The sequence below is a fragment of the Pseudomonas sp. RV120224-01b genome (genome assembly GCF_003208145.1).
GTDB classification, from domain to species: domain Bacteria; phylum Pseudomonadota; class Gammaproteobacteria; order Pseudomonadales; family Pseudomonadaceae; genus Aquipseudomonas; species Aquipseudomonas monteilii.
Genome location: NZ_QKMQ01000001.1, coordinates 1 through 26962, shown reverse-complemented (window position 1 = coordinate 26962; position 26962 = coordinate 1). Strand labels below are relative to the sequence as shown.

Sequence of the window (26962 nt, the reverse complement as noted above, 5' to 3'; positions counted from 1 at the left end):
CTAGATGTTGGGGTTCGTGCAAAATCACACACAAAAGTCAACCCGCAAAATCGAGCGATTTTCCGGGCGGAACTTCAAGTGATTTCAGCAGCCAAACCGCTCCTGCGGAGGCGACCGAGGCAAGCCCTTCCAGGGCCTTGTTCGGGTATGGGTGTTGCAGGCCAGGCCTGACACTCATCAGCAACAGATTTTGGGCTCAGCCCAGAACCTTTGACTTCGGCCAGGGAGCGGCGAGCTATTGCCCTTATTCCTGAGTCTGTCCCGAAGTCGGTACGCCCGCGCGGGCGGATGCGCATGCATTGCGCATCCCCGCCGGGGCATCGAGCAAGTGGACGGAACGGTGGGCGCCCAAAAGGCGCCTGAACACTATAGAAACTGTGGAGACACCCACCCATGCAAACCGACACAACTCGCGAGAACCCGCAAGCCAAGGTGCCGCAAGCTGCCGATTCCAACCAGGATCTGGCCGCCACCGCCCCTGGCCAACTGCGCGTGATCAAGCGCAACGGCACTGTCGTCCCTTACACCGACGACAAGATCACCGTGGCCATCACCAAGGCGTTCCTCGCAGTTGAAGGCGGCACCGCTGCCGCTTCGTCGCGCATCCACGACACCGTCGCGCGCCTGACCGAGCAGGTTACCGCCACGTTCAAACGTCGCATGCCATCGGGTGGCACCATCCACATCGAAGAAATCCAGGACCAGGTCGAACTGGCCCTGATGCGCGCCGGCGAGCAGAAAGTCGCCCGTGACTACGTGATCTACCGCGACCAGCGCGCCAAGGAGCGTGCCACCCGCGCCAACACCGATGCCGTGGTCGAGCCGCACCCGTCCATCCGCATCACCCTGGCCGACGGCAGCCTGGCGCCGCTCGACATGGCCCGCCTGAACACCATCATCAGCGAAGCCTGCGAAGGCCTGGCCGAAGTCGATGGCGACCTGATCCAGCGCGAAACCCTGAAGAACCTGTACGACGGCGTGGCCATCAAGGACGTCAACACCGCCCTGGTGATGACCGCCCGTACCCTGGTTGAGCGCGAGCCGAACTACTCGTTCGTCACCGCCCGCCTGCTGATGGACACCCTGCGCGCCGAAGGCCTGGGCTTCCTGAACGTGGCCGACAGCGCTACCCATCACGAAATGGCCGACCTGTACGCCAAGGCCCTGCCGGCCTACGTCGCCAAAGGTATCGAGTTCGAATTGCTGAACCCGGCCCTGGCTGATTTCGACCTGGAAAAACTGGGCAAGGCGATCAACCACGAGCGCGACCAGCAGTTCACCTACCTGGGCCTGCAGACCCTGTACGACCGCTACTTCATCCACAAGGATGGCGTGCGCTTCGAACTGCCGCAGGTGTTCTTCATGCGTGTGGCCATGGGCCTGGCGCTGGAAGAGAAAGACAAGGAAGCCCGCGCGATCGAGTTCTACAACCTGTTGTCGTCCTTCGACTACATGGCCTCGACCCCGACCCTGTTCAACGCCGGCACCCTGCGCCCGCAGCTGTCCAGCTGCTACCTGACCACCGTGCCGGACGACCTGTCGGGCATCTACCACGCGATCCACGACAACGCCATGCTGTCGAAATTCGCCGGTGGCCTGGGCAACGACTGGACCCCTGTACGTGCACTGGGCTCCTACATCAAGGGCACCAACGGCAAGTCCCAGGGTGTTGTACCGTTCCTGAAAGTGGTCAACGACACCGCCGTTGCCGTGAACCAGGGTGGCAAGCGCAAGGGCGCCGTGTGTGCCTACCTGGAAACCTGGCACCTGGACATCGAAGAATTCATCGAGCTGCGTAAAAACACCGGTGATGACCGCCGTCGTACCCACGACATGAACACCGCCAACTGGATCCCTGACCTGTTCATGAAGCGTGTCTTCGATGACGGCAAGTGGACCCTGTTCTCGCCTTCGGAAGTGCCAGACCTGCACGACCTGACCGGCAAGGCCTTCGAAGAGCGCTACGAGTACTACGAAGCCCTGACCGAGTACAACAAGATCAAGGTGTTCAAGACCATTCAGGCCAAAGACCTGTGGCGCAAGATGCTGTCGATGCTGTTCGAGACCGGCCACCCGTGGCTGACCTTCAAGGACCCGTGCAACCTGCGTTCGCCGCAGCAGCACGTGGGCGTGGTCCACAGCTCGAACCTGTGCACCGAGATCACCCTGAACACCAACAAGGACGAGATCGCAGTCTGCAACCTGGGCTCGATCAACCTGCCGAACCACATCGTCGACGGCAAGCTGGACACCGCCAAGCTGCAACGCACCGTGAACACCGCCGTGCGCATGCTCGACAACGTGATCGACATCAACTACTACTCGGTGCCGCAAGCGCGTAACTCGAACCTCAAGCACCGCCCGGTCGGCCTGGGCATCATGGGCTTCCAGGACGCTCTGTACCTGCAGCACATTGCCTACGGTTCCGATGCTGCGGTCGAGTTCGCCGACAAGTCGATGGAAGCGGTCAGCTACTTCGCCATCCAGGCTTCTTGCGACCTGGCCGATGAGCGCGGTGCGTACGAGACCTTCCAGGGTTCGCTGTGGTCCAAGGGCATCCTGCCACTGGATTCGCAACAGATCCTGATCGAGGCCCGCGGCCAGAAGTACATCGACGTCGACCTGAACGAGACCCTGGACTGGGCTCCGGTACGTGCCCGCGTACAAAAAGGTATTCGTAACTCGAACATCATGGCCATCGCGCCAACCGCGACCATCGCCAACATCACCGGCGTTTCGCAGTCGATCGAGCCGACCTATCAGAACCTGTACGTGAAATCGAACCTGTCGGGCGAGTTCACCGTGATCAACCCGTACCTGGTCCGCGACCTGAAGGCCCGTGGCCTGTGGGACTCGGTCATGATCAACGACCTGAAGTACTACGACGGTTCGGTGCAGCAGATCGAGCGTATTCCGCAAGAGCTGAAAGACCTGTACGCCACTGCGTTCGAAGTGGAAACCAAGTGGATCGTCGATGCTGCCTCGCGTCGCCAGAAGTGGATCGACCAGGCTCAGTCGCTGAACCTGTACATCGCTGGCGCCTCGGGCAAGAAGCTGGACGTGACCTACCGCATGGCCTGGTACCGTGGCCTGAAAACCACCTACTACCTCCGTGCCCTGGCCGCGACCAGCACCGAGAAGTCGACCATCAACACCGGCAAGCTCAACGCCGTTTCCAGCGGTGGCGACAGCGCCCCGGTCCAGGCAGCCGGCCCTGCGCCAGTGCCGAAGGCCTGCGCAATCGACGAGCCTGACTGCGAAGCCTGCCAGTAAGGCCTGAATGCCGCGCGGGGTGCCTACGGGTGCCCCGCGCGGCATTTTTGTATCTGCGTCACTGAGAAGCCCTGCCCTTTTCCCGCTGCGTATGCGGTTCGGTAAAAGGACTGGACCTCTCTAAAAAGGACGCAAGCCCATGGCGCGGAAAAAAGTGGCGACTCGCAAGATTGGCCGTAACGCAGAAACCGGCCGCTTCACCTCGGTCGAAGCAGCACGCAAGCAGCCCAAGACGCACATTGTCGAAACGCTGCATACCCACCGCAGCTAGTGTTGCCGGGCCTCATCGCCGGCAAGCCCGCGCTGAGGCCCGTTCGGCTAACATGCCCTTTGACAAAAACACCATATGATGTGTCTCGAAATTTAAACTGGCACAACATATAGGTTGGCGCTACACTCTCCCCCCGTAGACGAACACAGCCATTTCGTGAACGGACGCACGCAAAACCGGTCGAAAAAGTTACCCTCGCCGGCAACACGCGCGCCCCGATCGAAGGTGAATTCCGGTATACTTTGCGCCCTCTGAAAAGAGCACCATTCAATTGTCCTGGCCCCTCCCCGAGGGCTGGCCAGGTACAAGCCAGAACACATTCAGATGTAAACGAGAGTCAGCCTCTCGAGCTGATCATTTGCCCATTGGCCGTGCGTCAGGCATCACATTCTTAAAATCCAACCGGTTGCCCCAGGGCGACCCTCAAGCAGGAGCCAAACCATGCTGAGCTGGGACGAATTCGACAAGGAAGACGGCGAAGTAGCCGCCAAAGGCAACACCCCTGCGCAGGCCGCTGCCGCCGCCACCCTCGACAAGCTCGACAGCGCCGGTGGTGCCGCCGCCCTGGAAGCCCGTGCGGCCACCGCCTCTGACTCCGAAGCCGTCAAACGTGCCAAGGCCGCCCTCGACGCCCTCGACATTGCCGAAGGCCTGGCCGAGCTGGAAGGTTCCTCTGCCCGCGTTGCGGTAGACGAAAAGCGCATGATCAACTGCCGCGCCGACCTGAACCAGCTGGTACCGTTCAAGTACGACTGGGCCTGGCAGAAGTACCTGGACGGCTGCGCCAACCACTGGATGCCGCAAGAGGTCAACATGACCGCCGACATCGCCCTGTGGAAGAGCCAGGACGGCCTGACCGAAGACGAGCGCCGCATCGTCATGCGCAACCTGGGCTTCTTCTCCACCGCCGACTCGCTGGTTGCCAACAACCTGGCCCTGGCCGTGTACCGCCTGATCACCAACCCGGAGTGCCGCCAGTACATCCTGCGCCAGGCCTTCGAAGAGGCGATCCACACCCACGCCTACCAGTACTGCATCGAGTCGCTGGGCATGGATGAAGGCGAGATCTTCAACATGTACCACGAGATCCCGTCGGTCGCGAAAAAAGCCGCCTGGGGCCTGAAGTACACCCGCGCCATCTCCGACCCGGAATTCAACACCGGCACCGTCGAAACCGACAAAGAGCTGCTGCGCAACCTGATCGCCTACTACTGCGTACTGGAAGGCATCTTCTTCTACTGCGGCTTCACCCAGATCCTGTCCATGGGCCGCCGCAACAAGATGACCGGCGTGGCCGAGCAGTTCCAGTACATCCTGCGTGACGAGTCGATGCACCTGAACTTCGGTATCGACGTGATCAACCAGATCAAGATCGAGAACCCACACCTGTGGGACGCGGCGATGAAGGAAGAAGCGACCCAGATGATCCTGCAAGGGACCCAGCTGGAGATCGAATACGCCCGTGACACCATGCCACGCGGCGTGCTGGGCATGAACGCGGCGATGATGGAGGATTACCTCAAGTTCATTGCCAACCGTCGTTTGACTCAGATTGGTTTGAAAGAAGAGTATCCGGGGACTACCAACCCGTTCCCATGGATGAGCGAGATCATGGACTTGAAGAAGGAGAAGAACTTCTTTGAGACGCGCGTGATTGAGTATCAGACCGGCGGGGCACTGAGCTGGGACTGATTGTCCGGGCTGAGTATCGAGAAGGCTGCCAATTGGCAGCCTTTTTTATTGGCAGGGGAAAGGCGAACAGGACCCTTCCTACAAGGTTTTTCATTGTCACTTTTTTAGCATCGCGATAACGTCTGTTGGCGCTTAAGAACGCTCACGCAGCGGAATCCCGTTCCCGTTAGAAACGGCTCTCCAAATCAGGATGGCCAAACATGGACAGTCTCAATAAACCTACGCTCTTCACCCGCTATAACCGCCCTCTCCACACCCTCTGGCTCGAAACCCAAGCCTGGTTCTGCGCCCACGAACTCGGCCGGCTGAGCGGTCACTTCTTCGACGAACACTGCATGCGCAAGCTCGACCCGGACCAGTACCGCACTGTGCCGCTGCTGCGCTATGGCAAGTACCAGCAGACCACCATGGTCAGTGAGTCCGGGGCCTATACCTTGTTGGCGCATCACCATGTGCCGGAGAACCGCCATTTGCGCTGGTGGTTGACGCATGAGGTGGTGGCGGTGCTGCGTGATGCTCAGGCTGACGGGGTAGACGATGCGCCGCGGCTGGGGCAGATGTGCTGGCCTGGTGGGCGGAGCGCGACTTTGCTGTATTGGCAGAGTGAGCCTTGGGTGAGGATGCGGGATATGCCAGTGGTGCTGGCGGGGGAAGTGGAGTTGCCGGGGTTGGTTGAGAAACGCAAATTGAGTTGGCGGGAGTGTGCGCAGCGGGCGCTGCGGATGCATGGGGTTTAGCGGGCGGTTTTTGCCTGTGCTGGCCTCTTCGCGGGTGAACCCGCTCCCACAAAAGACTTCGTTTGCTGGCAATTTTTTGGTTAGCCGGTCAAAAGCGGGGTAGCGGGTTAATGCCAGTCAGTTAAGCCAATCAGGGCTGCTGCGCAGCCCATCGCCGGCAAGCCAGCTCCCACACCGACCGAATCGCACTCAAGCCATGCGCTGTACCTGTGGGAGCCTGGCTTGCCGGCGATGGGGCGCAAAGCGGCCCCAATTTTCCTGACGGATTGGCATTAGAGGTTACCCGCGAACGCCGGCAAAGCCGGTGCCGTACATCGAGTCAGATTCTATAGGTCATCCAGTTGGACCTTCACGCGCAGCGGGGAAGCGAGACGCTCATTTACAGACGCGATGAGGTCTTCATCTTCCTCGGCCATGCTGGCTGGCCCGAAAGGCAACTTGCCCTGCTCTGCTACATATTGCAGAACCTGGTGCATGAGTTCGGAGGGGGTTACACCGAGGCGCTCTAGCTCTTCGTAGGCGCGGGCTTTGAGCTCGTCGTCGATGCGGATGTTGATGGACGCCATGGTTCGACTTTCGAGAAAAGAAGAGGCCCCGCCCACGCCGACAAGAGGGGTACGGCACAACGAGGTGCCGGGACTGGACATGCCAGTCTACGTGGTCGAGGGCGAGGCCAGATCTGAAGATAGCGCAGGGTTGCGGCAGGGTCCACAGGCGATTGGATTGGATTTGTAAACCATGTCCCCGGTTTACAGGCGTACGTCTGTGGGAGCGGGCATGCCCGCGAAGCAGGCTACGCGGTGGATGGCACCGGCTTTGCCGGTGTTCGCGGCTAAAGCCGCTCATACAGAGATCGCTCCCGCTGTTGGAATAGTGCCTGGGACTACCTTGGTCGTAGTATGTCTCTAAAGGGCTCACGGTAGAGCTTCTACAGCCCGATTTTTGCCATCTTGCCCCTAAATTGCTCAGCCATCAGCCGTTGACAGCCCACCTCCCCCTTGCTAATAATCGCTCACAGTTGTACGACAACGCATAACAAAAACAACAATCAGTGGACGAACTCATGTCGACACCCATCCCGCGACACCCACGTCTGTTGCACACCCCTCTTCCCCCGGCCTGCCTGCGTACGCCCGTCAGTACCTAGCACCCGGTTACCGCGCATTCACCCCTGGCCCTGACCGGCCCGTTACTTACCCGCCCCTGCCGCAGGCCGCTTGTGCGTGCCCGGTGGACGGGCTGCCACACCCTTCGGGAGCACAACAATAATGAAAATCTGCCAAACCCTGCCCTTCGCCCTGCTTGGCGCCGGGGTCATCGCCGGCCTGCCGGGTACCAGCCTGGCTGCGGGTTTTGTTGAAGACAGCAAGGCCACCCTCGGGCTGCGCAACTTCTACATCAACCGTAACTTCACCAACCCCAGCAACGCTCAGAGCAAGGCCGAGGAATGGACGCAAAGCTTCATCCTCGATGCCCGCTCGGGGTTCACCGAAGGGCCGGTCGGGTTCGGGATGGATGTGCTGGGGCTGTGGTCGGTCAAGCTTGATGGCGGCGGCGGCACCTATGGCACGGCGTTGTTGCCGCGTCATGACGATGGCAAGCCGGCGGATGATTACGGACGTTTGGCAGTGGCCGGCAAGGCGCGTATTTCCAAGACCGAACTGAAGATTGGCGAGTGGATGCCGGTGCTGCCGATCCTGCGTTCGGACGACGGGCGCTCGTTGCCGCAGACGTTCCGTGGCGGGCAAATCACCTCTAACGAGATTGCCGGGCTGACCCTGTACGGCGGCCAGTTCCGCGGCAACAGCCCGCGCAACGACGCCAGTATGGAAGACATGAGCTACGGCGGTGGCGTGTCGGACCGCTTCAACTTTGTGGGTGGCGAGTACAAGTTCAACCAGGACCGCACGCTGGTGGGGCTGTGGAATGCGGTGCTGAAGGATGTGTATCAGCAGCAGTACCTGCAACTGAGCCACAGCCAACCGGTGGGCGACTGGACCCTGGGCGCCAACCTGGGCTACTTCCATGGCGATGAGGATGGCTCCGAGCGCGCCGGGCAGCTGGACAACAAGACCTATTCGGGGATGTTCTCGGCCAAGTACGGTGGCAGCACCTTCTGGGTGGGCCTGCAAAAGGTCGATGGTGATACCTGGATGCGGGTCAATGGCACCAGCGGCGGAACCTTGGCCAACGACAGCTACAACTCCAGCTTCGACAATGCCAACGAACGCTCGTGGCAGGTGAGGCATGACTTCAACTTCGTCACCGTCGGGGTGCCTGGCCTGACCTTGATGAACCGGTATATCAGCGGGCGTGATGTGCATAACGGGTCGGTGACCGATGGCAAGGAGTGGGTGCGCGAGACGGAACTGGCGTATGTGATCCAGAGCGGGGCGTTCAAGGATTTGAGTGTGAAGTGGCGTAACTCGTCGATTCGGCGGGATTACAGCAATAACGAGTTTGATGAGAACCGGTTGATCTTTAACTATCCATTGTCGTTGCTGTAACCGGAACATCGGCGCTGCCTTTATTGGGGCCGCTTTGCGGCCCATCGCCGGCAAGCCAGCTCCCACACCGACCGCGCTGACTTCAAGGCATGTGCAGTACCTGTGGGAGCTGGCTTGCCGGCGATGAGGCCGGTAAAAGCCACACAAGCCTCATTGACAACACCCAAATTCACCGCCAATAATCAGCCTAGTCATACGACAACCTACAACAATTAACAACAAGAGCCGGCCATGACCCCTACTCCCCTCAATCGCCTGCTGCTCACCGGAGCCGCAGGCGGCCTGGGCAAGATCCTTCGCGAACGCCTGCAAGGCTACGCCGAGGTCCTGCGCCTTTCCGACATCAGCCCCATGGCACCTGCCGCAGGCCCGCATGAAGAAGTAATCACCTGTGACCTGGCCGACAAGGCGGCGGTACATGCCCTGGTCGAAGGCGTTGACGCCATCATCCACTTCGGCGGCGTCTCTACCGAGCATTCCTTCGAAGACATCCTCGGCCCCAACATCTGCGGCGTGTTCCACGTCTACGAGGCGGCGCGCAAGCATGGGGTGAAGCGCATCATCTTCGCCAGCTCCAACCACACCATCGGTTTCTATCGCCAGGACGAGCGCATCGACGCCCACTCCCCGCGCCGCCCCGACAGCTACTACGGGCTGTCCAAGTGCTACGGCGAGGATGTGGCCAGCTTCTACTTCGACCGCTACGGCATCGAGACCGTCAGCATTCGTATTGGCTCGTCGTTCCCGCAACCCCAGAACCCACGCATGCTCTGCACCTGGCTGAGCTACGACGACCTGGTGCAACTGATCGAGCGCGGGCTGTTCACGCCCGACGTTGGCCACACCATCGTCTACGGCGCCTCCGACAACCGCACCGTGTGGTGGGACAACCGCCATGCCGAGCACCTGGGCTATGTGCCCAAGGACAGCTCCGAAGCCTTCCGCGCCGCCGTCGAAGCCCAGCCGGCGCCCGCCGCCGATGACCCGAGCATGGTCTACCAGGGCGGCGCCTTCGCCGTGGCCGGCCCATTCAACTGACCCCACGCATGCCAGGAGGCACGGCCATGAACTGCGAACTGATCGTCGACGCCCGCAACGGCACTGGCGAAAGCCCCGTGTGGCACGCCGGTGAACAGGCCCTGTACTGGGTCGATATTCCCGCCCGCCAACTGCACCGCTGGCAGGCGGCCGATGGCAAGCATCAGGTCTGGCAGGGCGACGAGATGCTGGCCTGCATCGCCCGCAGCGGCCAAGGCTGGGTTGCCGGCATGGAAAGCGGCATCTTCCAGCTTCAGGCCAAGGCCGATGGTAGCCTGGACGGCCGGCGGCTCAGCAGCGTGCCACATGCCCAGGCGGGCATGCGTTTCAATGATGGCCGCTGCGATCGCCAGGGCCGCTTCTGGGCCGGCACCATGCTGCTGGACATGCAGCAAGGTGCCCACGTGGGCGCGCTGTACCGGCATGACGGCGAAGGTCATCTGCACCTGCAGCAGGACGGCATGATCGTGCCTAACGGCCTGGCTTTCAGCCCCGACGGCACACGCATGTACCTCTCCGACTCGCACCCCAACGTGCAGAAAGTCTGGGCCTTCGACTACGACACCGACAGCGGCACGCCGCGCAACAAGCGGCTGTTCGTCGACATGCGCGGCTACCCCGGCCGCCCCGATGGCGCCGCCATCGACCAGGACGGCTGCTACTGGATCTGCGGCAACGATGCCGGGCAGATCCACCGTTTCACCCCTGATGGCCGCCTGGACCGCTCGCTCAACGTACCGGTGAAAAAGCCGGCGATGTGCGCCTTCGGCGGCGCCAACCTGGACACCCTGTACGTCACCTCGATCCGCCCTGCGGGCATCGACCTCAGCGACCAGCCGCTGGCTGGCGGGGTATTTGCCCTCAACCCGGGCACCAAAGGCCTGGAGGAGCCTGCCTACCGGGGCTGAGCCCCACCTGCCACACCCACACTTGCACGTACGAAACCAGATAATAAAAACCACGGAGTTTCATCATGACGTTCAAACGCAAGCTGCTTCTTGCCGTACTCCCCTTCGCCTTCAGCGTGGCCATGCCCGCCTCGGCACTGGACATCAAGTTCGCCGAAATCCACCCGGCCGGCTATCCCACCGTGGTGGCCGAGCAGAACATGGGCAAAAAACTTGAAGCAGCCAGCAATGGCGACATCACCTTCAAGATGTTCGCCGGCGGCGTGCTGGGCTCGGAAAAGGAAGTGATCGAACAGGCGCAGATCGGTGCCGTACAGATGACCCGCGTCAGCCTGGGGATCGTCGGCCCGGTAGTGCCGGATGTAAACGTGTTCAACATGCCGTTCGTGTTCCGCGACCATGAGCACATGCGCAAGATCATCGACGGAGACATCGGCCAGGAGATCCTCGACAAGATCACCAACTCCGACTTCAACCTGGTGGCCCTGGCCTGGATGGATGGCGGCTCGCGCAGCATCTACACCAAGAAGCCCGTACGCAGCCTTGAAGACCTCAAGGGCATGAAGATTCGCGTGCAGGGCAACCCGCTGTTCATCGACATGATGAACGCCATGGGCGGCAACGGCATCGCCATGGACACCGGGGAAATCTTCAGCGCCCTGCAAACCGGTGTGATCGATGGCGCCGAGAACAACCCGCCAACGCTGCTTGAGCACAACCACTTCCAGAGCGCCAAGTACTACACCCTGACTGGCCACCTGATCCTGCCGGAGCCGGTGGTGATGTCCAAGACCACCTGGAACAAGCTCACCCCCGAGCAGCAGGCGCTGGTGAAGAAGGTCGCGCGTGAGGCGCAGATGGAAGAGCGCGCGCTGTGGGACGCCAAGTCCGCTGCCAGTGAAGAGAAGCTGAAGGCCGCCGGTGTCGAGTTCATCACCGTCGACAAGAAACCGTTCTACGACGCCACCGCCTCGGTGCGTGAAAAATACGGCGCGCAGTACGCTGACCTGATGAAGCGCATCGACGCCGTCCAGTAACAGCGGCCCCTTTCTGAACGACCTCGGCAGCGCGGCGCCCGTCGCCCTGCCGCTTTGGTGATGCCCATGAAAAACCTTGTCCTGCGTGTGAACGACACACTGTACCGCAGCTGCATCTGGGTCGCCGGCCTGTCGATCCTGACGATGTCGCTGATCATTCCCTGGGGCATTTTCGCCCGCTACGTGCTCGGCACCGGCGCCAGCTGGCCGGAGCCGGTGGCCATCCTGCTGATGGTGGTGTTCACCTTCGTCGGCGCCGCCGCCAGCTACCGCGCCGGGGCGCACATGGCGGTGGCGATGATTACCGATCGCCTGCCACCGCTGCAGCGCCAGCTGGTCGCGCTGCTGGTGCAGGTGCTGATGATTCTGGTGTGTGTATTCATGACCTACTACGGCACCAAGTTGTGCATCACCACCTGGAACCAGTTTCTGGCGTCGCTGCCGGGTGTACGGGTGGGCATGACTTATGCGCCGATCCCGGTGGGTGGCGTGCTGACCCTGGTCTTCGTGCTGGAAAAACTTCTGCTCGGCGACCAGAGCCATCGCAAGGTGGTGCGTTTCGACCATGTAGAAGAAAGCGAAGGAGTGGCGTAAATGGATGCGTTCATTCTGTTGGGCAGTTTCGTTGCGCTCATCCTGCTGGGCATGCCGGTGGCCTATGCACTGGGCCTGTCGGCGTTGATCGGTGCGTGGTGGATCGACATCCCACTGCAGGCGATGATGATCCAGGTAGCCAGTGGGGTTAACAAGTTCTCGCTGCTGGCCATTCCGTTCTTCGTGCTGGCCGGTGCGATCATGGCCGAAGGCGGTATGTCACGCCGGCTGGTGGCCTTTGCCGGGGTGCTGGTGGGCTTCGTGCGTGGCGGGCTGTCGCTGGTCAACATCATGGCTTCGACCTTCTTCGGGGCAATTTCGGGCTCGTCGGTGGCCGACACGGCCTCGGTGGGCTCGGTGCTGATTCCGGAGATGGAGCGCAAGGGCTACCCGCGCGAGTTTTCCACCGCCGTGACCGTCAGCGGCTCGGTGCAGGCGCTGCTGACCCCACCCAGCCACAACTCGGTGCTGTACTCGCTGGCGGCGGGCGGCACGGTATCGATTGCCTCGCTGTTCATGGCAGGTGTCATGCCCGGTTTGCTGCTGAGCGCGGTGATGATGGGCCTGTGCCTGATCTTCGCCAAGAAGCGCAACTACCCCAAGGGCGAAGTGATCCCGCTGCGCCAGGCGCTGAAAATTGCCGGTGAGGCGCTGTGGGGCCTGATGGCCATGGTGATCATCCTGGGCGGCATCCTGTCGGGTGTGTTCACCGCGACCGAATCGGCAGCCGTGGCGGTGGTGTGGTCGTTCTTCGTGACCATGTTCATCTACCGCGACTACAAGTGGCGCGACCTGCCCAAGCTGATGCACCGCACGGTTCGCACCATCTCCATTGTGATGATCCTGATCGGCTTTGCCGCCAGCTTCGGCTACGTGATGACGCTGATGCAGATCCCGTCGAAGATCACCACGGCGTTCCTGACCCTGTCGGACAACCGCTACGTGATCCTGATGTGCATCAACTTCATGTTGCTGCTGCTGGGCACGGTGATGGACATGGCGCCGCTGATCCTGATCCTCACACCGATCCTGCTGCCGGTCATCACCGGTATCGGCGTGGACCCGGTGCACTTCGGCATGATCATGCTGGTGAACTTAGGGATAGGCCTGATCACCCCGCCGGTAGGGGCCGTGCTGTTCGTGGGCTCGGCCATCGGCAAGGTGAGCATCGAGTCGACGGTGAAGGCGCTGCTGCCGTTCTACCTGGCGCTGTTCCTGGTGCTGATGGCGGTGACCTACATTCCGGCCATTTCCCTGTGGCTGCCTAGCGTGGTGCTTTAACTGAAATAGGGGGCCGCTTTGCGGCCCATCGCAGGCAAGCCAGCTCCCACAGGGAATGTGCAGCCTGCCAGCCCAGCGCAGTTCCTGTGGGAGCTGGCTTGCCTGCGATGGGCTGCAAAGCAGCCCCCTTGGCTCTACCTGCAAATGGACCCTGCACATGGCTGTCCCCTCCTCTGCTGCCCCTCTGTTTCCACGTAAACTGGCCATCGCCTTGCTGGCCCTGCTGGCCTGTTCATTCGCCGGCAACCACATCGCCGCTCGCATCGCCTTCGATGACGGCACCGGCGTGCTGCTGGCGATTCTCTGCCGCTCAGGCATCACCTTGCTGGTACTCGCCTGCCTGTTGCTGTGGCAACGCCAGGCGATAGGCCTGCCTGCGGGTACCCGTCACTGGCAGTTGCTGCTCGGCCTGCTGATCGCCACCCAAAGCCTGTGCCTGTACTCGGCAGTTGCGCGCATCCCGGTGGCATTGGCGCTGCTGGTGGGCAACACCTTCCCGATGTTGCTGGCATTGCTCACCTGGGCACTGGGTGGCGCACGGCCTACTGGCCGCACGGCGCTGTTCATGGGCCTGATCCTGTGCGGGCTGGTACTGGCGCTGGATGTGCCCGCTCGCCTGGCCGACAGTGGCGCGGCCAACCCGCACTGGGCGCTGGGCGTCAGCCTGGCCTTTGGTGCCGCCTGTGCGTTTGCCTGTGCCTTGTGGATCACCGACCACAAACTGGCTGCCGTACGCGGGCCAGTGCGCAGCCTGCTGACCTTGCTGATCGTGTTTTCCAGCATGCTGGTTGCAGGTGCAAGCGGTGTGATGCCGTCGGGCTTGTCACTGCCCGGCAGCAGCGGTGGCTGGGTCGCCTTGGGCAGCCTGGTGGTGCTGTACGGCCTGGCCTTCACCTTGCTGTTTGTGTGTGTGCCAAGGCTGAACATGGCGCAGAACGCACCGGTGATGAATGTCGAACCCATCGCGACACTGCTGCTGGGCTGGGCGTTGCTCGATCAGCAGCTGAGTACCCCGCAACTGATCGGCGCCGCCGTGGTGGTGTGCGGCATCGTGCTGCTGACCTACCGTCGAGCCCGTTGATTGTTCATTTGAAAGGAGCCTTGAATGGCTGTGACCGAGCTGCACCTGCAAGACAACCTGACCCGCCTGAGCCTGGCCCCGGAACTGGGCGCCAGCCTGGTCAACTGGGAAGTAAAGGCAACCGGGCAGCCATTGCTACGCCATTCCGACGCGGCCGCGCTGGCCACCGGTACCCCACGACGGCTGGCCTGTTACCCGCTGGCGCCCTGGTCCAATCGCATTTCCGAGGGTGGCTTTTCCCGGCCCGAAGGCTGGCAGGCACTGGCGCCCAATACCACGCACGACGCTTACCCGATTCATGGCAGCGCCTGGCAACAACCCTGGCAGGTGGAGCACCACAGCGAGCGGCGCGTACGCCTGACACTGCACAGTGAAGTGCCGTTCGCCTACCAGGCTACGCTGGATGTGCATTTGCACGAGGGGTGCCTGAACCTGGACCTGCATGTCACGCACCTGGATGAGCAGGCTAACTGGTATGGGTTGGGGTTACATCCCTATTTCCCGCGATATCCCGATACCAGGCTGCATGCAGCAGCGCGCAAGGTATGGTTGGCCGAAGAGGGGCGACTGCCTTCGTATGAGGCCGAGATACCAGAGCAGTGGAGTTTTGAAAGCATGGGAGGCTTGCCTGACACGGTCGTGGACCACGCCTTCAATGGCTGGCCGGGGGACTGTGTGATCGAACAGCCCGGTGCCGGGTATCGCTTGGCGTGCAGTGCCAGTGGGGCTGAGCATTTCTTGCTGTTTTGTCCGCAGGGACAAGGCTTTTTCTGCTTTGAGCCGGTTAGTCACCCGGTGAATGCGCATCACCTGCCGGGGCGGCCGGGGCTGAAATTGTTGCAGCATGGGGAGGCGATGAGCCTGGGGTTCAGGATGCAATATCAGACGCTGTAATCATGTTGCCTGGAATTGGGGCTGCTGCGCAGCCCATCGCCGGCAAGCCAGCTCCCACACCAACCGTACAGACTTCAAGCCTTGTGCAGTACCTGTGGGAGCTGGCTTGCCGGCGATGGGCCGCAAAGCGGCCCCAAAATCTCAAGCCTTATGCAAGCGCCTCGGTCGAAGCCATTACCGGCTTCTCCGAAGATGGCGTCCGCACCTCCCGCGCCACCTTCCACACCAACACCGCCGCCACGATATCGAACGCGGCCAGCACCACAAACAACGGGCTGTAGCCAATCTGCGTGACCAGCACGCCGAACACCAAGGTAAACGCCGCCGCCCCCAGATACCCACACATGCCGCCCATACCGGTCGCCGTGGCCACCTGGTCCTTGCTGAACGAGTCAGAGGTAATCGAGTACAGCGCCCCCGACAGCGTCTGGTGGGCAAACCCGCCAATGCACAGCAACAGGATCGCGGTGTACGGGCTTTCCACCAGGCCGATGCAGGCCGGGCCGATCATGCAGCTGGCACCAAACACCAGCACCATCTTGCGTGAGGTGAACAGCGACACCTTGAAGTAGCGGTGGAACAGCGGGCTGAGGTAACCGCCCAGCACACAGCCGATGTCCGCCGCCAGGAACGGCAGCCAGGCGAACATCGCCACTTCCTTGATGTTCATGTGCCGCTCGGTCATCAGGTACAGCGGAATCCAGGCATTGAAGGTTTGCCAGGCAGGCTCCGACAGGATCCGCGCCGACGCGATGGCGTAGAAGTTACGGGCCTTGAAGATACGCTTCCACGCGCCCTTCTCGCGGGTGTCCTGCTTGAAGTGCGCTTCCTGCCCGGCCAGGATGTAGTCGCGCTCCTCGTCACTCAGGCGTTTCTGGTCGCGCGGGTGCTTGTACAGTAGCATCCACAACAGGGTCCAGACAATGCCCGAAACACCAACGATCACGAACGCCAGCTGCCAACCACTGTGCAGGATCGCCCACACCACCAGCGGCGGCGCCAGCAAGGCGCCGAGCGACGAGCCGATGTTGAACCAGCCAATCGCCACCGATCGCTCCTTGGCCGGGAACCACTCGGTGGTGGCCTTGACCCCGGCCGGCAGGCCGGCGGCTTCGGTCATGCCCAACAACCCACGCATGAACGCCATGCTCTGCCAGCCAGTGGCCAGGGCCGCGCCGGCACAGGCCAGCGACCAGGCCATGGCGAACACGGCAAAGCCCAGCTTGGTGCCGATGAAGTCGATGAACCAGCCTGCAATGGGCTGCATGAGGGCGTAGCACACCTGCCAGGCAGCTACGATCTTGGCGTATTGCTCAGTACTGATGGCGAGGTCGGTCATCAAGGTGGGGGCAGCCACCGAGAGGGTGTTGCGGGCGAGGTAGTTGACGACGAGCCCAGCCGTGACAAGGCTGACCATCCACCAACGGATGCCTTTCATCTTCATGGTTCACCTGAATTTCTTGTTTTTAGAGTGGCGAGCGTTTGGCGCAAACGCCGGCAGGGCTATTTGCGACAAATTGTTTCAGGCGAAAGAGTGCCACGTCATAGGTCGTCGTACAACAAATATTATTTCGAGCTGTTTTAACCCTTGTTGTACGATCTCAATCGAGTTGTTGGGCTCGCAGTGCCTGCGCCAGCATGTCGATGAAGGCCCTGACCTTGGCCGAGCCATACTTGCTCTCCCGATGCAGCACATGAATTGGCCAGGGTGCCTCTTCGTACTCAGCCAGAATCACCTGCAGTTGCCCGTTGGCCAGTTCATCGGCCACTTGGTACGACAACAACCGGGCAATACCCAGCCCGCCACTGGCAGCCGCGATGGCCCCATCGTTGCTGGTGACCGTCAGCCTCGGCTTCATGCGTACCATGGTCGGCTCTTCTGTCACCCCAAAGCGCCAGCCGGCACGGGGCGACAGGTTGGTGGTGCCGATTACCGCATGCCCGGCCAGGTCCGAAGGATGTTTCGGCACGCCATGTCGCGCCAGGTAATCGGGGGATGCGCACAACATGCGCCGCACCCTGCCGACCCGCAGCGCCTTCAACCCCGAGTCGGGCAACGGGCCGATGCGCACCGCAACGTCCATGCCCTCCTCGACCATGTTCACCACGCGGTCCAGGAAGTAGGCAGACACATCGACTTCAGGGTACTGCTGCAGGTAGCGGACGATGCACGGCATGACGAACTTCTTGCCGAACAGGATCGGCGCGGTAACCGCCAGGTCGCCCTTGGGGGTGGCGTTGATGCCCGCAGCGGCGGCGTTGGCCTCGTTGATGCTGGCGAGGATATGACGGGTGTCTTCCAGGTAGCGGCCTCCCGCTTCGGTCAGGCGTACGCTGCGGGTAGTGCGCAGCAGCAGTTTTACCCCAAGCTGGTCTTCCAGGGCGCTGACGGCGCGGGTGACGGCAGCCGGGGAGATGTCCAGGCGGCGGGCAGCAGCGGCGAAGCTTTCCAGCTCACCTACGGCGACGAACACCTTCATCAGGTGGATCTGGTCCATGCGGGCTCCTGAGGACATGAGGTGCCGGGATTATTATTCATCTGGGCATTTTGTGCTGCCCGCGAAGAGGCCGGGGCTGGTTTGTCAGATGTCCAGCACCAATGCCTGTAACCCCTCCTCCACCTGCGCCGGCACCGCACAACAGATCAACACCGACCCCGCCTCCGGCAGCTCTGCCGGTGGATTCGGATAATGCACCTGGCCACTCACAAGTTTGGTCTTGCAGGTACCACACGAGCCACCCCGGCAACTGAACTCCGGCGCCAGACCGCGCGCCTCGGCCAGCTCCAGCAAGGTACCGCTGCCGGGTGCCCAGCGCGCTTCCTTGGCTGACGCCGCAAAGTACACCGGTACTGGCTCGCTGGCGGCGGGCGGCTGTTGCAAGGTGGGCTGGTCGGCGTCCGTGTGCCGCCGCAACGTCGACGGCCCAAAGGCTTCGGCGTGAATCCGCGCATCCGGCACATGCACGCCGCGCAACCCTTCATACAAGTCCTGGGTAAAACTGCCCGGTCCGCACAGGTAGAAATCGTAGTCGTCCAGCGCCAGCGTCGCCTTGACCTGCTCGATGCCCAGACGCCCGGCAAACTCGTAATCTCGCCCAAGCAGCGCATGGCCTTCCGGCTGACTCAGGGCGCGATGGATGTGCAGAAAGCCTCCCGCCTGTTGCCACAAGCTCGCCAGTTCCTGCCTGAACGGAAGGTCGGCCAGGCTACGCGCGCCATGGAACAAGTGGATGTGCCGCGTCTGGGCCTTGCTCAACTGCTCACGCAGCATGGCCAGTAATGGCGTGATACCCACCCCCGCGCCAATCAGCACCAGCGGCCGCGTGCTCTGCACGTCCAGCGTGAAGCTGCCCATGGGTGGACGCACGTCAAGCACATCGCCGGGCGCGATGCGCTCATGCAAGTGGCGGGAAACCGGGCCCTGGGCTTTGACGCTAATACGCAAATAGCCATCGGAAGGTGCGCTGGACAAGCTGTAGGTGCGGATCAGCGGCGCTTCACCGTCGCGCTGTACCTGCACCGGAACATGTTGCCCGGGTGCAAACACCACAGCGCTATCGCTGGGCGGCTGAAGGTAGAACGAACGGATATCGCGGCTCTCCTGCTCCACCCGCAGCACGCGCCAGGCTTGCCATTGGCGCTGTTGCTGGCGTTGCTGCAAACGCGCATCGGCCTCAGCCCAGATGCCGGTCATCAGGCTGGTCGGTGCGTACTCCTTGAAGGCCCAGCGCAGGGAAACCGCAGCCGGCCGCCACACCACCTGCTCGACCTCCAGCGTCCACAGCCGCTCTGCACCTTCAAAAGCCTGGATGGCCGGGCTTTCCAGCAGCACCTCGGCACGCCCGCACACCTGCAGTACGTTGCCGTTGCTGAAGTCGATGAACAGCAAACCTGCCCTCGGGTTAACCAACAAGTTGCCCAAGGTGTTGAAGTGCAGGTTACCGGCGTAGTCGGGAATGGTCAGCGTGTTGCCTTCGACCTTGACGAACCCCGGCCGACCGCCTCGGTGGGAAACATCCACCGAGCGCTGGCCGCCTTCATGCTCGACATAGCTGGCGACGAAGAATGTGTCAGCAGACTGGATCATGCTGACGGTCGTGGCATCCAGTGTTGTCGCATCGACGCGCCCCAGGGCCGGTTCGGTGACGCGGGTGTAGTCGCGCAGCTGGATGTACTGCGGGCAGTTGCCGAACGACTGCTCCACCGCCACCTGCAATTGCCCCGCAGCAGCCTGGCGGATCTGCCCGTTGAGGCGGTTGCGCCGGCGGGTGTGCAGTTCGATGCCCAGCAGGCCGATTGCCTGCCCGGCGACCAGCCCCGGGGTGGCGGGGTCATCTGCCGGTAACCTGGTGTCAATCGTCAATTGGCGTGGGTCGGGCGAGCTGACGAAACCTTCTGGCCCTTCCAGCAGCGTCGCCCAGGGCCGACCCTGAGCGTCAACGCTGGCCGCCACCATGAACGGCAACTGGTGATAGAACGTGCGGTGCTGGTCGGGCATGTAGTCACGAATGACCTTTTGCCCGAACGCCTCCATGCGCTCTGCTACACCGACCTTTTCCTGCAGGGTTTTCTCGCCCGCATGCCAGGGCGAGGGGCGTTGGTCCGGCGTCTGTTGCATGGCGGCGTTCCTCCCGAGGGCGGGGTGTCAGGCGCTGGTCTGCAGCCCGATCACGGTACGTGGCATGGGCACGAAGCCCGGCAGTGACTCGATCCGCGCCAGCCAGCTACGCACATTGGCATAGGGCTCCAGCGACACATTGCCCTCTGGTGCATGAGCGATGTACGAGTAGTTGGCGATGTCAGCGATAGTGGCTGTGTTGCCGGCCAGGAAGGGCGACTTGGCCAGCTCGGCATCGATCACCTTGAGCAGGGTGTGGGCGCGGGTGATCACTTCGTCGGTGTTGAACGCAGCACCGAACACGGTCACCAGGCGGGCAGCGGCGGGGCCGAAGGCCAGCGGGCCTGCAGCGACCGACAGCCAGCGTTGCACGCGGGCGGCAGCGGCTGGCTCTTCGGGCAGCCAGGTGCCGTTGTCATATTTTTTGGCGAGGTAAACGAGGATAGCGTTGGAGTCTGCGATCACCGTGCCGTTGTCATCGATGACCGGTACCTGGCCGAACGGGTTGAGAGCCAGGAAGTCCGGCTGCTTGTGCGCCCCCTTGGCCAGGTCGACGAATACCAGCTCGGTGGGCAGGTTGAGCAGAGACAGCATCAGTTCAATGCGATGGGCGTGGCCAGACTTGGGGAAGTTGTAAAGCTTGATCGGGTTCGACATGGGCTTGGCTCCTGGTCAGCACCGGAGTGGGCTGATGGAGCACATGCTGCACCTGATCGGCGCAGAGCAGAATCCGTGTGATGAGGAAACCATAATTTCGCTGCGCGAAATAATCTGCCAGATCGGTCGTGCCAAACACCAATTGCCGCGCCAGCGCGACCCCGCATAGAATGATGCAACTAATTCTCAATAACGAAACCACCCTGCCCATGCCCCCGGATCGCGCTCCCATCCAGCAGCTCTACCGCAGCCATCACACTTGGCTGCAAAGCTGGCTGTACCGCCGGGTGAATGACCGCTGCGATGCAGCAGACCTGAGCCAGGACACGTTCGTGAAACTGCTCACCCACGCACCACCCGCCGAGCTGCGCGAACCGCGTGCCTACCTGGCTACCATCGCCCGGCGCCTGCTACTCAACCTTTATCGTCGCCGCTCGTTGGAGCAGGCCTACCTGAAAGCACTGGCGAACATGCCAGAAGACCAGGCCCCCAGCGCCGAATACCAAGCGGCCTTGCTCGAGGCCCTGAATGCCGTGGATCGGGTGTTGGCGCGCCTGCCGGGCAAGGCACGACGTGCATTCCTGATGTCGCAAGTGGAAGGCTTCAGCCAAGAGCAGATTGCCCAGGAGATGGGGGTGACCGTGCGCTCGGTGCAACGTTGGCTGGTACGGGCCTTTGAGGAATGCATCGTACTGGCGTCGGGGGAATGGGCATGACGGCACAACCGGTATCACGGCGTATAGCCCAGGAAGCGGCGCGCTGGTTTCTGTGCCTGCAAGGTGGCGCCAGCGATCAGCAGCAGCAGGCCTGCGCAGCCTGGCGCGCGGCCAGTGCCGATCACGAAAGGGCCTGGCAATTGGCGACACGTTTCAGTGCCCAGGTGCAGTCAATACCGCCCACGCTGGCCCGCTCGACGTTGCAGCGGCCGGCAGCATTGGGCCGCCGTGCGGCGGTGAAGGCGCTGACATCGCTGGTGGTACTGGGCTCGCTTGGGGTGACGCTGTCACGCACGGGGGCAGTGGACACCTGGCTGGCGGATGCCAGTACCGGTGTCGGTGAGCAGCGCGAGCTGACCCTCGACGATGGCACCGAGTTACGCCTGAACACCGATACAGCCGTGGACATCCGCTACAGCGCAAGTGCACGCCTGTTGGTGCTGCGCCGCGGTGAATTGCATGTGCGTACCGGCAAGGACCCGAGGCCGATGCTGGTGCGCTCGACGTGGGGCATGTTCCAGCCGCTGGGGACGCGTTTTGCCGTGCGCCAGTTCACCGGGCATGACGAACTCAAAGTACTGGAGGGGACGGTCGCAGCGACGCCGAATACGGGTGCGACCTTGCGCATCATGGCCGGAGAGCAGGCATTGGTCAGCGATACCCAGGTAACGCGTTTGACCACGGTGCCGGCCAGGGTGGATTGGATCGATGGCGTGTTGCGGGTGGAACGCATGCCGCTGGCACAGTTCCTGACAGAGCTGGGGCGTTATCGCCATGGATGGGTGCGGTGTGCACCCGAGGTTGCCCGGTTGGAGATTTCCGGGGTTTATCAGCTGGCGGACAGCGATGCTGCGCTGCGGGCGTTGACGATGGCGTTTGCGCTGAAGGTGAAGTACGTGTCGCGTTACTGGGTGACGGTGTTACCGGCCGAGGGATGAGTTGGTGCTTCTGGCCTCTTCGCGGGCACGCCCGCTCCCACAGGGATGGCACAGGTTTCAAGGTTGATGCAGTACCTGTGGGAGCGGGCGTGCCCGCGAAGAGGCCAGCAAAACCAACACATGAAAATGACCGTGTCGTGTTTTACCCGCCTCAGGTGTCCTCTTCCTGAAAACCACCCTTCAGCCCATCAGGAAGCCCCCATGCGTCTGCGCCTCACCCTGCTCGCCAGCTTCATCGCCTCGCCCCTCGCCTGGGCCGAGGACGACCGTCACTACGCGATCCCCGCCGGCCCCCTGGACCAGGCCCTGGCCGAGTTCGCCGCCCAGGCCGGCGTTACCCTGCCCCTGGACCCGGCCATGCTCGGCGACCTGCAAAGCCCAGGCCTGCAAGGCGACGTAGGCACCGCTCGAGGGTTCGACCTGTTGCTGCGTGGCACCCACCTGGAGGCCGTACCGCAAAGCGGCAACACCTATACCCTGCGCACCAGGCCCACCTCCTCGGCCTTGCAACTGGAGTCGACCAACATCAACGGTCTGCACGACATGCATCTCTCGGCCATCGGTGCGCTGCAAGGCTACAAGGCCTCACGCAGCACAGTGGGTACAAAGACCGACGCCGCACTGCGAGACATCCCCCAATCGATCCAGGTGGTACCGCGCCAGGTGCTGGAAGACCAACAGGCCAACAGCATGGCCGACGCTCTGAGCAACGTCAGCAGTATCCAGCGCGGTAACACCCACGGTGGCAGTATCGAGAGCTTCATCGTGCGTGGTTTTCAGGGCACCACCTATGCCATCGACGGGGTGCTGACCAACTCGCTGACCGTACGCCCGGAAATCCTCACCGACCTGGCCGGCGTGGAGCGAATCGAAGTGCTCAAAGGCCCGGCCTCGGTGCTGTATGGCCGTGGTAACCCGGGCGGGCTGATCAACGTGGTGACACGCAAGCCGACGCTGGTGCCGGAAGCCCAGGTCAAGCTGCAAGCCGGCTCCTACGACTATCAGCGCGGCCAGGCCTGGCTCAGTGGCCCCCTGTCGGCCGAACACAACCTGGCTGGCAGCCTGGCCATGGCCTACCAGACCGAGGGCAGTTTTCGTGACCTGTACCGCGACAGCCACCGCCGCCACTTTGCCCCATCGCTGTCGTGGACACCGGGTGAGCACACCCGGGTCGACATGGGCCTGGAATACACCGAGACCGATGCCCAGTACGACCGCGGGCTGCAAGTGATCGGCGACCGGGTCGACTCACGGCACAAGGTGTTTCTCGAAGAACCTTGGTCACATAGCAACAGCGACAAGACTGCCGCCTGGTTCAAGCTGGAGCACGACCTGAACGATTGGCTGACCCTGCGCCAGCTCACCCGCTGGGACAAGTCGAACAAGACCATGCTCAACATCTCCCAGCGCACCCTGGAGAAGGACGGCTTTACCCTGACCCGACGTGCCACCGACTTCGACGAAACACAGCGCTCGCTCAGCGCCCAGTTCGAGGCCATCGCACGCTTCGCCACTGCCGGGCTGGCGCATCAGTTGCTGACGGGGGTGGAGTCGGTAACGGGCAGGCGCAGCGTGACCATGCTGCGGGCCGATGTTGCCCCGTTGAATATCTGGAACCCCGTGCATGGCGCGCAGCCAGGGCGGTTCCGCTTTGGTGAGGACTCGCGCTTCGACCAGGAGACTTACGGTGTGTATGTCCAGGACCAGATAGACCTGGGCGAGCAATGGAAGCTGCTGCTGGGCGTGCGCCACGACCAGGTGAAGCAGCGTAACCGCAACTACACCGAAGCAGGTGACTACGCCGATATCGACATCGAGCCCTCCGACACATCGCCCCGTGCAGGCCTGGTTTACCAGCCTACCGATCGGCTGGCGCTGTACCTCAGTTACAGCACCTCGTTCGCCCCACAAAACCGCCTGACCCGTGACCGCAGCGTGCTCGACCCGGAAACCGGTGTGCAATACGAGGTGGGCGCCAAGTACGACATCATCCCCGAGCGCCTGGCTGCAACACTGTCGGCGTTCGAGATCCGCCGCAAGAATCTGGCGGCCAATGACCCGTTGGACAGCAACTATTCGATCCAGACGGGTGAGCAGCGGGTGCGCGGTGTGGAGCTGGATGTGAGTGGCGAGATCCGCGACGGCTGGAACGTGATCGGGAACATCGCCGTGCTCGATGCCAAGCTGGTCGAGGATACGCGTTACGAGGAAGGCAACCGGTTGGAGGGTGTGCCTGTGGTCAGTGGCTCGGTGTGGTCAACCTACCAACTGCAGGATGGCCCGCTGCAAGGGCTGGGTTTTGGTGCGGGCGTGTTCTTTGCCGGCAAGCGCTATGGCGACCTGGCCAACAGTTACAGTGCCAGTGGTTACGGGCGGCTGGACTTGAGTGTATTCCATGACTTCGACGAGCACCTGCGGGTATCGCTGAACGCGCGCAATGTGCTGGACAAGGACTACATCGAGACCATTTCCAGTGCGGGGAATTATGCGGGTGAGCCAGCATCGTTGGTGGCGACGGTGAGCCTGGGGTTCTGAGTCAATTGTGTGCTGGACCTGCTGGCCTCTCAACGGGTTTACCCGCGAAGAGGCCAGCAGCCTCATTCCAAATTCCCGATCAGTGCAGCTTGTTGAAATACCGGAACAGCCCCCGCGCGGCCTCGACCACCTGTGGCACGCACGCCTGGATATCGGCTTCGCTCATCTGGTCCAACAACTCGAAGTTGTCCTCCAGCCCATGCAGCGAAATAGCCTTGAGCAGTTGATCCTGCTCTGGCGGCAACGCCTCCCAACCGGCAACCTGGGTACCGCGCATGTAACCGAAGCACCACTCCTCCATGACGATCACATTGCCTTCATCACCTTCGTTTTCTTCGAATAGCGGCTCGAAGTGGTCGACGTCGTCACCCAGCTCTTCTGCCACCTGGTTGGCATAGCGCAGCATCAACGCGGTGTACGCTTCTTCGTGCGCAGGCTTCTTGAACTTCGGCACCTTGCCACCGGCTACCGCAGGCAGCCATTGCTCGGGGTAGACGGTGACCGGCGAGCTGGCGAGCGCGGTGAAAAAACCATTGAGTTCGGCCAGGTTCAGCACCGAGTAGTCGTTGCCGTAAGTGATCAGCAGGTCTTCGAGGCGGTCGAGTTCTTTTTCGCTGAGTGCGGGGAGCATGGGCGTACATCCTGAGAAGCAAAAGTGTGTGCACCCTAGCACAGCAACGCTTGAAGGGTTGCCCGTGCGTGCCACAGCACGGGCAGATTTTTCAGGAAGGCAGCCAACCCGGCAACTCATGCTGCCGGTCGGTGCCAGCTTGAAGCTACGCCTTATACCGCCAGCGCGCGCTCACGCAGCTCGCTGTTGAGGATGCGGTCGTTTTCGCTGTAATCGACCGGGCAGTCGATCACATGCACACCCGGGGTCTTGATGCAGTGCTCCAGCAGTGGCAGCAGGCCTTCGGCGCTTTCCACGCGGTGACCATTGGCACCGTAGGCTTCGGCGTATTTGACGAAGTCCGGGTTGCCGTAGTCCAGGCCGAAATCGGTGAAGCCCATGTTGGCCTGCTTCCAGCGGATCATGCCGTAGCCGTCGTCACGCAGGATCACCACGGTGATGTGCATGCCCAGGCGCACGGCGGTTTCCAGCTCCTGACTGTTCATCATGAAGCCGCCGTCGCCGCAAACCGAAATCACCGGACGGTCCGGGTGCACCAGATGCGCGGCCATGGCCGATGGCAAGCCGGCGCCCATGGTCGCCAAGGCGTTGTCCAGCAGCACAGTGTTTGGCTTGTGCGCCTTGTAGTTGCGGGCGAACCAGATCTTGTAGATGCCGTTGTCCAGGGCAACGATGCCTTCGGACGGCAGCACGCGACGGATGTCGGCAACCAGGCGCTGCGGGTAGACCGGGAAGCGGTCGTCGTCGGCGCCTTCGGCGATTTGCGCTTCGTTGGCTTCACGGATGGCCATCAGGCGAGTGAAGTCCCAGTGCGAGGTTTCGGTGAGGGCTTCGCTGATCTGCCACACAGCGTTGGCGATATCGCCGATCACTTCGACCTGCGGGAAGTACACGGCATCGACTTCGGCGGAACGGAAGTTGATGTGGATGACTTCGGTGCCACCACGGACCATGAAGAATGGCGGCTTCTCGATCACGTCGTGGCCGATGTTGACGATCAGGTCGGCGGCTTCAACCGCACGATGCACAAAATCGCCGGACGACAGGGCGGCGTTGCCCAGGAAGCGCGGGTGGCGCTCGTCGACCACACCTTTACCCAGCTGGGTGGTGATGAACGGGATACCGGTCTTGTCGATCAGTTGCTTGAGGACCTTGGCGGTCATCTTGCGGTTCGCGCCGGCGCCGATCACCAGGATCGGGTTACGGGCGTTATGCAGTTTCTGCACGGCGGCTTCGATGGCCACATGCTCGGCCAGCGGGCGGCGGTGCAGGCTGCGCGGGATCGGCAGTGCATCGGTCTGCTCGGCGGCGATGTCTTCCGGCAGCTCCAGGTGTACCGCACCCGGCTTTTCTTCTTCGGCCAGGCGGAAGGCTTCGCGCATGCGCGACGGGATGTTGTCGGCCGAGGCGAACTGGTGGGTGTACTTGGTGATGGGGTCCATCATGCCGCACACGTCGATGATCTGGAAGCGGCCCTGCTTGGACTTCTTGATCGGCTTCTGGCCGGTGATCATCATCATCGGCATGCCGCCCAGGTAGGCGTAGGCACTGGC

Annotated in this window: 23 protein-coding genes; 16 read left to right on the top strand and 7 right to left on the bottom strand. The window is 62.2% G+C overall.

Annotated elements, in window-relative coordinates; translation table 11 throughout:
- The first annotated feature begins 393 nt into the window (after nt 1-393).
- From N436_RS00105 to N436_RS00095, 4 genes are all read left to right on the top strand, one after another.
- Nucleotides 394-3273 (top strand): ribonucleoside-diphosphate reductase subunit alpha, encoded by a 2880-nt coding sequence (locus N436_RS00105; RefSeq protein WP_016712029.1) that lies wholly within the window; start codon nt 394-396, stop codon nt 3271-3273.
- A 139-nt stretch (nt 3274-3412) separates the two neighbouring features.
- A complete protein-coding gene (locus N436_RS28645) occupies nt 3413-3544 on the top strand; it encodes a hypothetical protein (RefSeq protein WP_256589582.1) in 132 nt (43 codons plus the stop codon).
- A 441-nt stretch (nt 3545-3985) separates the two neighbouring features.
- Nucleotides 3986-5236, top strand: a complete 1251-nt coding sequence (locus tag N436_RS00100; RefSeq protein WP_105945509.1) for a ribonucleotide-diphosphate reductase subunit beta — start codon at nt 3986-3988, stop codon at nt 5234-5236.
- 200 nt (nt 5237-5436) lie between these two features.
- Entirely contained in the window at nt 5437-5973 is a 537-nt protein-coding gene (locus N436_RS00095; RefSeq protein ID WP_105945510.1) for a Bro-N domain-containing protein, read from the top strand.
- 326 nt (nt 5974-6299) lie between these two features.
- On the opposite strand, the gene N436_RS00090 is transcribed toward N436_RS00095, so the two are convergent.
- On the bottom strand, nt 6300-6539 hold the full coding sequence (locus N436_RS00090) for a type II toxin-antitoxin system RelB/DinJ family antitoxin (RefSeq protein ID WP_110740156.1): 240 nt from the start codon (nt 6537-6539) through the stop codon (nt 6300-6302).
- A 702-nt stretch (nt 6540-7241) separates the two neighbouring features.
- On the opposite strand from N436_RS00090, the gene N436_RS00085 reads away from it, so the two are divergent.
- From N436_RS00085 to N436_RS00050, 8 genes are all read left to right on the top strand, one after another.
- Nucleotides 7242-8480, top strand: coding sequence for an OprD family porin (locus N436_RS00085; protein WP_105945512.1), 1239 nt, complete (start codon nt 7242-7244; stop codon nt 8478-8480).
- Nucleotides 8481-8711: 231 nt separating this feature from the next.
- Complete coding sequence (locus N436_RS00080) at nt 8712-9518, top strand: NAD(P)-dependent oxidoreductase (protein ID WP_110740155.1); 807 nt, start codon at nt 8712-8714, stop codon at nt 9516-9518.
- 26 nt (nt 9519-9544) lie between these two features.
- Nucleotides 9545-10426: an SMP-30/gluconolactonase/LRE family protein gene (locus N436_RS00075; protein WP_110740154.1), complete on the top strand. Its 882-nt coding sequence runs from the start codon at nt 9545-9547 to the stop codon at nt 10424-10426.
- A gap of 65 nt (nt 10427-10491) precedes the next feature.
- Nucleotides 10492-11463, top strand: a complete 972-nt coding sequence (locus N436_RS00070) for a TRAP transporter substrate-binding protein (protein WP_105945515.1) — start codon at nt 10492-10494, stop codon at nt 11461-11463.
- Nucleotides 11464-11529: 66 nt separating this feature from the next.
- Nucleotides 11530-12057 carry a TRAP transporter small permease gene (locus N436_RS00065; protein ID WP_105945516.1) on the top strand — a complete coding sequence of 176 codons (528 nt, stop codon included), beginning with the start codon at nt 11530-11532 and terminating at the stop codon, nt 12055-12057.
- Complete coding sequence (locus N436_RS00060; RefSeq protein ID WP_110740153.1) at nt 12058-13338, top strand: TRAP transporter large permease; 1281 nt, start codon at nt 12058-12060, stop codon at nt 13336-13338.
- Nucleotides 13339-13495: 157 nt separating this feature from the next.
- A complete protein-coding gene (locus N436_RS00055; RefSeq protein ID WP_105945517.1) occupies nt 13496-14419 on the top strand; it encodes an EamA family transporter in 924 nt (307 codons plus the stop codon).
- Between the two features lie 24 nt (nt 14420-14443).
- Nucleotides 14444-15313, top strand: a complete 870-nt coding sequence (locus N436_RS00050) for an aldose 1-epimerase (protein ID WP_110740152.1) — start codon at nt 14444-14446, stop codon at nt 15311-15313.
- Nucleotides 15314-15461: 148 nt separating this feature from the next.
- Here N436_RS00050 and N436_RS00045 read toward each other — a convergent pair whose 3' ends face one another.
- From N436_RS00045 to N436_RS00030, 4 genes are all read right to left on the bottom strand, one after another.
- Nucleotides 15462-16757, bottom strand: a complete 1296-nt coding sequence (locus N436_RS00045; protein ID WP_105945519.1) for an MFS transporter — start codon at nt 16755-16757, stop codon at nt 15462-15464.
- 157 nt (nt 16758-16914) lie between these two features.
- The gene (locus tag N436_RS00040; protein WP_105945520.1) at nt 16915-17811 is read right to left on the bottom strand and encodes a LysR family transcriptional regulator; all 897 of its coding nucleotides are present in this window, start codon (nt 17809-17811) and stop codon (nt 16915-16917) included.
- A gap of 84 nt (nt 17812-17895) precedes the next feature.
- Nucleotides 17896-19932 (bottom strand): pyridoxamine 5'-phosphate oxidase family protein, encoded by a 2037-nt coding sequence (locus N436_RS00035; protein ID WP_110740151.1) that lies wholly within the window; start codon nt 19930-19932, stop codon nt 17896-17898.
- Nucleotides 19933-19959: 27 nt separating this feature from the next.
- Nucleotides 19960-20589: a glutathione S-transferase family protein gene (locus N436_RS00030; protein WP_016712045.1), complete on the bottom strand. Its 630-nt coding sequence runs from the start codon at nt 20587-20589 to the stop codon at nt 19960-19962.
- Between the two features lie 34 nt (nt 20590-20623).
- Here N436_RS00030 and N436_RS28640 point away from each other — a divergent pair, with 34 nt between their 5' ends.
- The 4 genes from N436_RS28640 (at nt 20624) to N436_RS00015 (ending at nt 24778) form a co-directional block, all read left to right on the top strand.
- Nucleotides 20624-20758, top strand: coding sequence for a hypothetical protein (locus tag N436_RS28640; RefSeq protein WP_256589585.1), 135 nt, complete (start codon nt 20624-20626; stop codon nt 20756-20758).
- Nucleotides 20759-20798: 40 nt separating this feature from the next.
- Complete coding sequence (locus tag N436_RS00025) at nt 20799-21305, top strand: sigma-70 family RNA polymerase sigma factor (protein ID WP_105945522.1); 507 nt, start codon at nt 20799-20801, stop codon at nt 21303-21305.
- Nucleotides 21302-22243 carry a FecR domain-containing protein gene (locus tag N436_RS00020; protein ID WP_158261450.1) on the top strand — a complete coding sequence of 314 codons (942 nt, stop codon included), beginning with the start codon at nt 21302-21304 and terminating at the stop codon, nt 22241-22243. Before N436_RS00025 ends, N436_RS00020 begins: the two co-directional genes overlap by 4 nt.
- A 201-nt stretch (nt 22244-22444) precedes the next feature.
- The gene (locus N436_RS00015; RefSeq protein ID WP_158261451.1) at nt 22445-24778 is read left to right on the top strand and encodes a TonB-dependent receptor; all 2334 of its coding nucleotides are present in this window, start codon (nt 22445-22447) and stop codon (nt 24776-24778) included.
- A gap of 79 nt (nt 24779-24857) precedes the next feature.
- On the opposite strand, the gene N436_RS00010 is transcribed toward N436_RS00015, so the two are convergent.
- Both N436_RS00010 and N436_RS00005 read right to left on the bottom strand, forming a co-directional pair.
- Entirely contained in the window at nt 24858-25409 is a 552-nt protein-coding gene (locus tag N436_RS00010) for a UPF0149 family protein (RefSeq protein ID WP_110740150.1), read from the bottom strand.
- 152 nt (nt 25410-25561) lie between these two features.
- A partial coding sequence (locus N436_RS00005; RefSeq protein WP_110740149.1) for an acetolactate synthase large subunit occupies nt 25562-26962 on the bottom strand: 1401 nt, incomplete at its 5' end.

Coding starts and splice junctions, on each gene's coding strand:
- N436_RS00105 (WP_016712029.1), top strand. CDS start 394: ATGCAAACCGACACAACTCGCGAGAACCCGCAAGCCAAGGTGCCGCAA.
- N436_RS28645 (WP_256589582.1), top strand. CDS start 3,413: ATGGCGCGGAAAAAAGTGGCGACTCGCAAGATTGGCCGTAACGCAGAA.
- N436_RS00100 (WP_105945509.1), top strand. CDS start 3,986: ATGCTGAGCTGGGACGAATTCGACAAGGAAGACGGCGAAGTAGCCGCC.
- N436_RS00095 (WP_105945510.1), top strand. CDS start 5,437: ATGGACAGTCTCAATAAACCTACGCTCTTCACCCGCTATAACCGCCCT.
- N436_RS00090 (WP_110740156.1), bottom strand. CDS start 6,539: ATGGCGTCCATCAACATCCGCATCGACGACGAGCTCAAAGCCCGCGCC.
- N436_RS00085 (WP_105945512.1), top strand. CDS start 7,242: ATGAAAATCTGCCAAACCCTGCCCTTCGCCCTGCTTGGCGCCGGGGTC.
- N436_RS00080 (WP_110740155.1), top strand. CDS start 8,712: ATGACCCCTACTCCCCTCAATCGCCTGCTGCTCACCGGAGCCGCAGGC.
- N436_RS00075 (WP_110740154.1), top strand. CDS start 9,545: ATGAACTGCGAACTGATCGTCGACGCCCGCAACGGCACTGGCGAAAGC.
- N436_RS00070 (WP_105945515.1), top strand. CDS start 10,492: ATGACGTTCAAACGCAAGCTGCTTCTTGCCGTACTCCCCTTCGCCTTC.
- N436_RS00065 (WP_105945516.1), top strand. CDS start 11,530: ATGAAAAACCTTGTCCTGCGTGTGAACGACACACTGTACCGCAGCTGC.
- N436_RS00060 (WP_110740153.1), top strand. CDS start 12,058: ATGGATGCGTTCATTCTGTTGGGCAGTTTCGTTGCGCTCATCCTGCTG.
- N436_RS00055 (WP_105945517.1), top strand. CDS start 13,496: ATGGCTGTCCCCTCCTCTGCTGCCCCTCTGTTTCCACGTAAACTGGCC.
- N436_RS00050 (WP_110740152.1), top strand. CDS start 14,444: ATGGCTGTGACCGAGCTGCACCTGCAAGACAACCTGACCCGCCTGAGC.
- N436_RS00045 (WP_105945519.1), bottom strand. CDS start 16,757: ATGAAGATGAAAGGCATCCGTTGGTGGATGGTCAGCCTTGTCACGGCT.
- N436_RS00040 (WP_105945520.1), bottom strand. CDS start 17,811: ATGGACCAGATCCACCTGATGAAGGTGTTCGTCGCCGTAGGTGAGCTG.
- N436_RS00035 (WP_110740151.1), bottom strand. CDS start 19,932: ATGCAACAGACGCCGGACCAACGCCCCTCGCCCTGGCATGCGGGCGAG.
- N436_RS00030 (WP_016712045.1), bottom strand. CDS start 20,589: ATGTCGAACCCGATCAAGCTTTACAACTTCCCCAAGTCTGGCCACGCC.
- N436_RS28640 (WP_256589585.1), top strand. CDS start 20,624: ATGGAGCACATGCTGCACCTGATCGGCGCAGAGCAGAATCCGTGTGAT.
- N436_RS00025 (WP_105945522.1), top strand. CDS start 20,799: ATGCCCCCGGATCGCGCTCCCATCCAGCAGCTCTACCGCAGCCATCAC.
- N436_RS00020 (WP_158261450.1), top strand. CDS start 21,302: ATGACGGCACAACCGGTATCACGGCGTATAGCCCAGGAAGCGGCGCGC.
- N436_RS00015 (WP_158261451.1), top strand. CDS start 22,445: ATGCGTCTGCGCCTCACCCTGCTCGCCAGCTTCATCGCCTCGCCCCTC.
- N436_RS00010 (WP_110740150.1), bottom strand. CDS start 25,409: ATGCTCCCCGCACTCAGCGAAAAAGAACTCGACCGCCTCGAAGACCTG.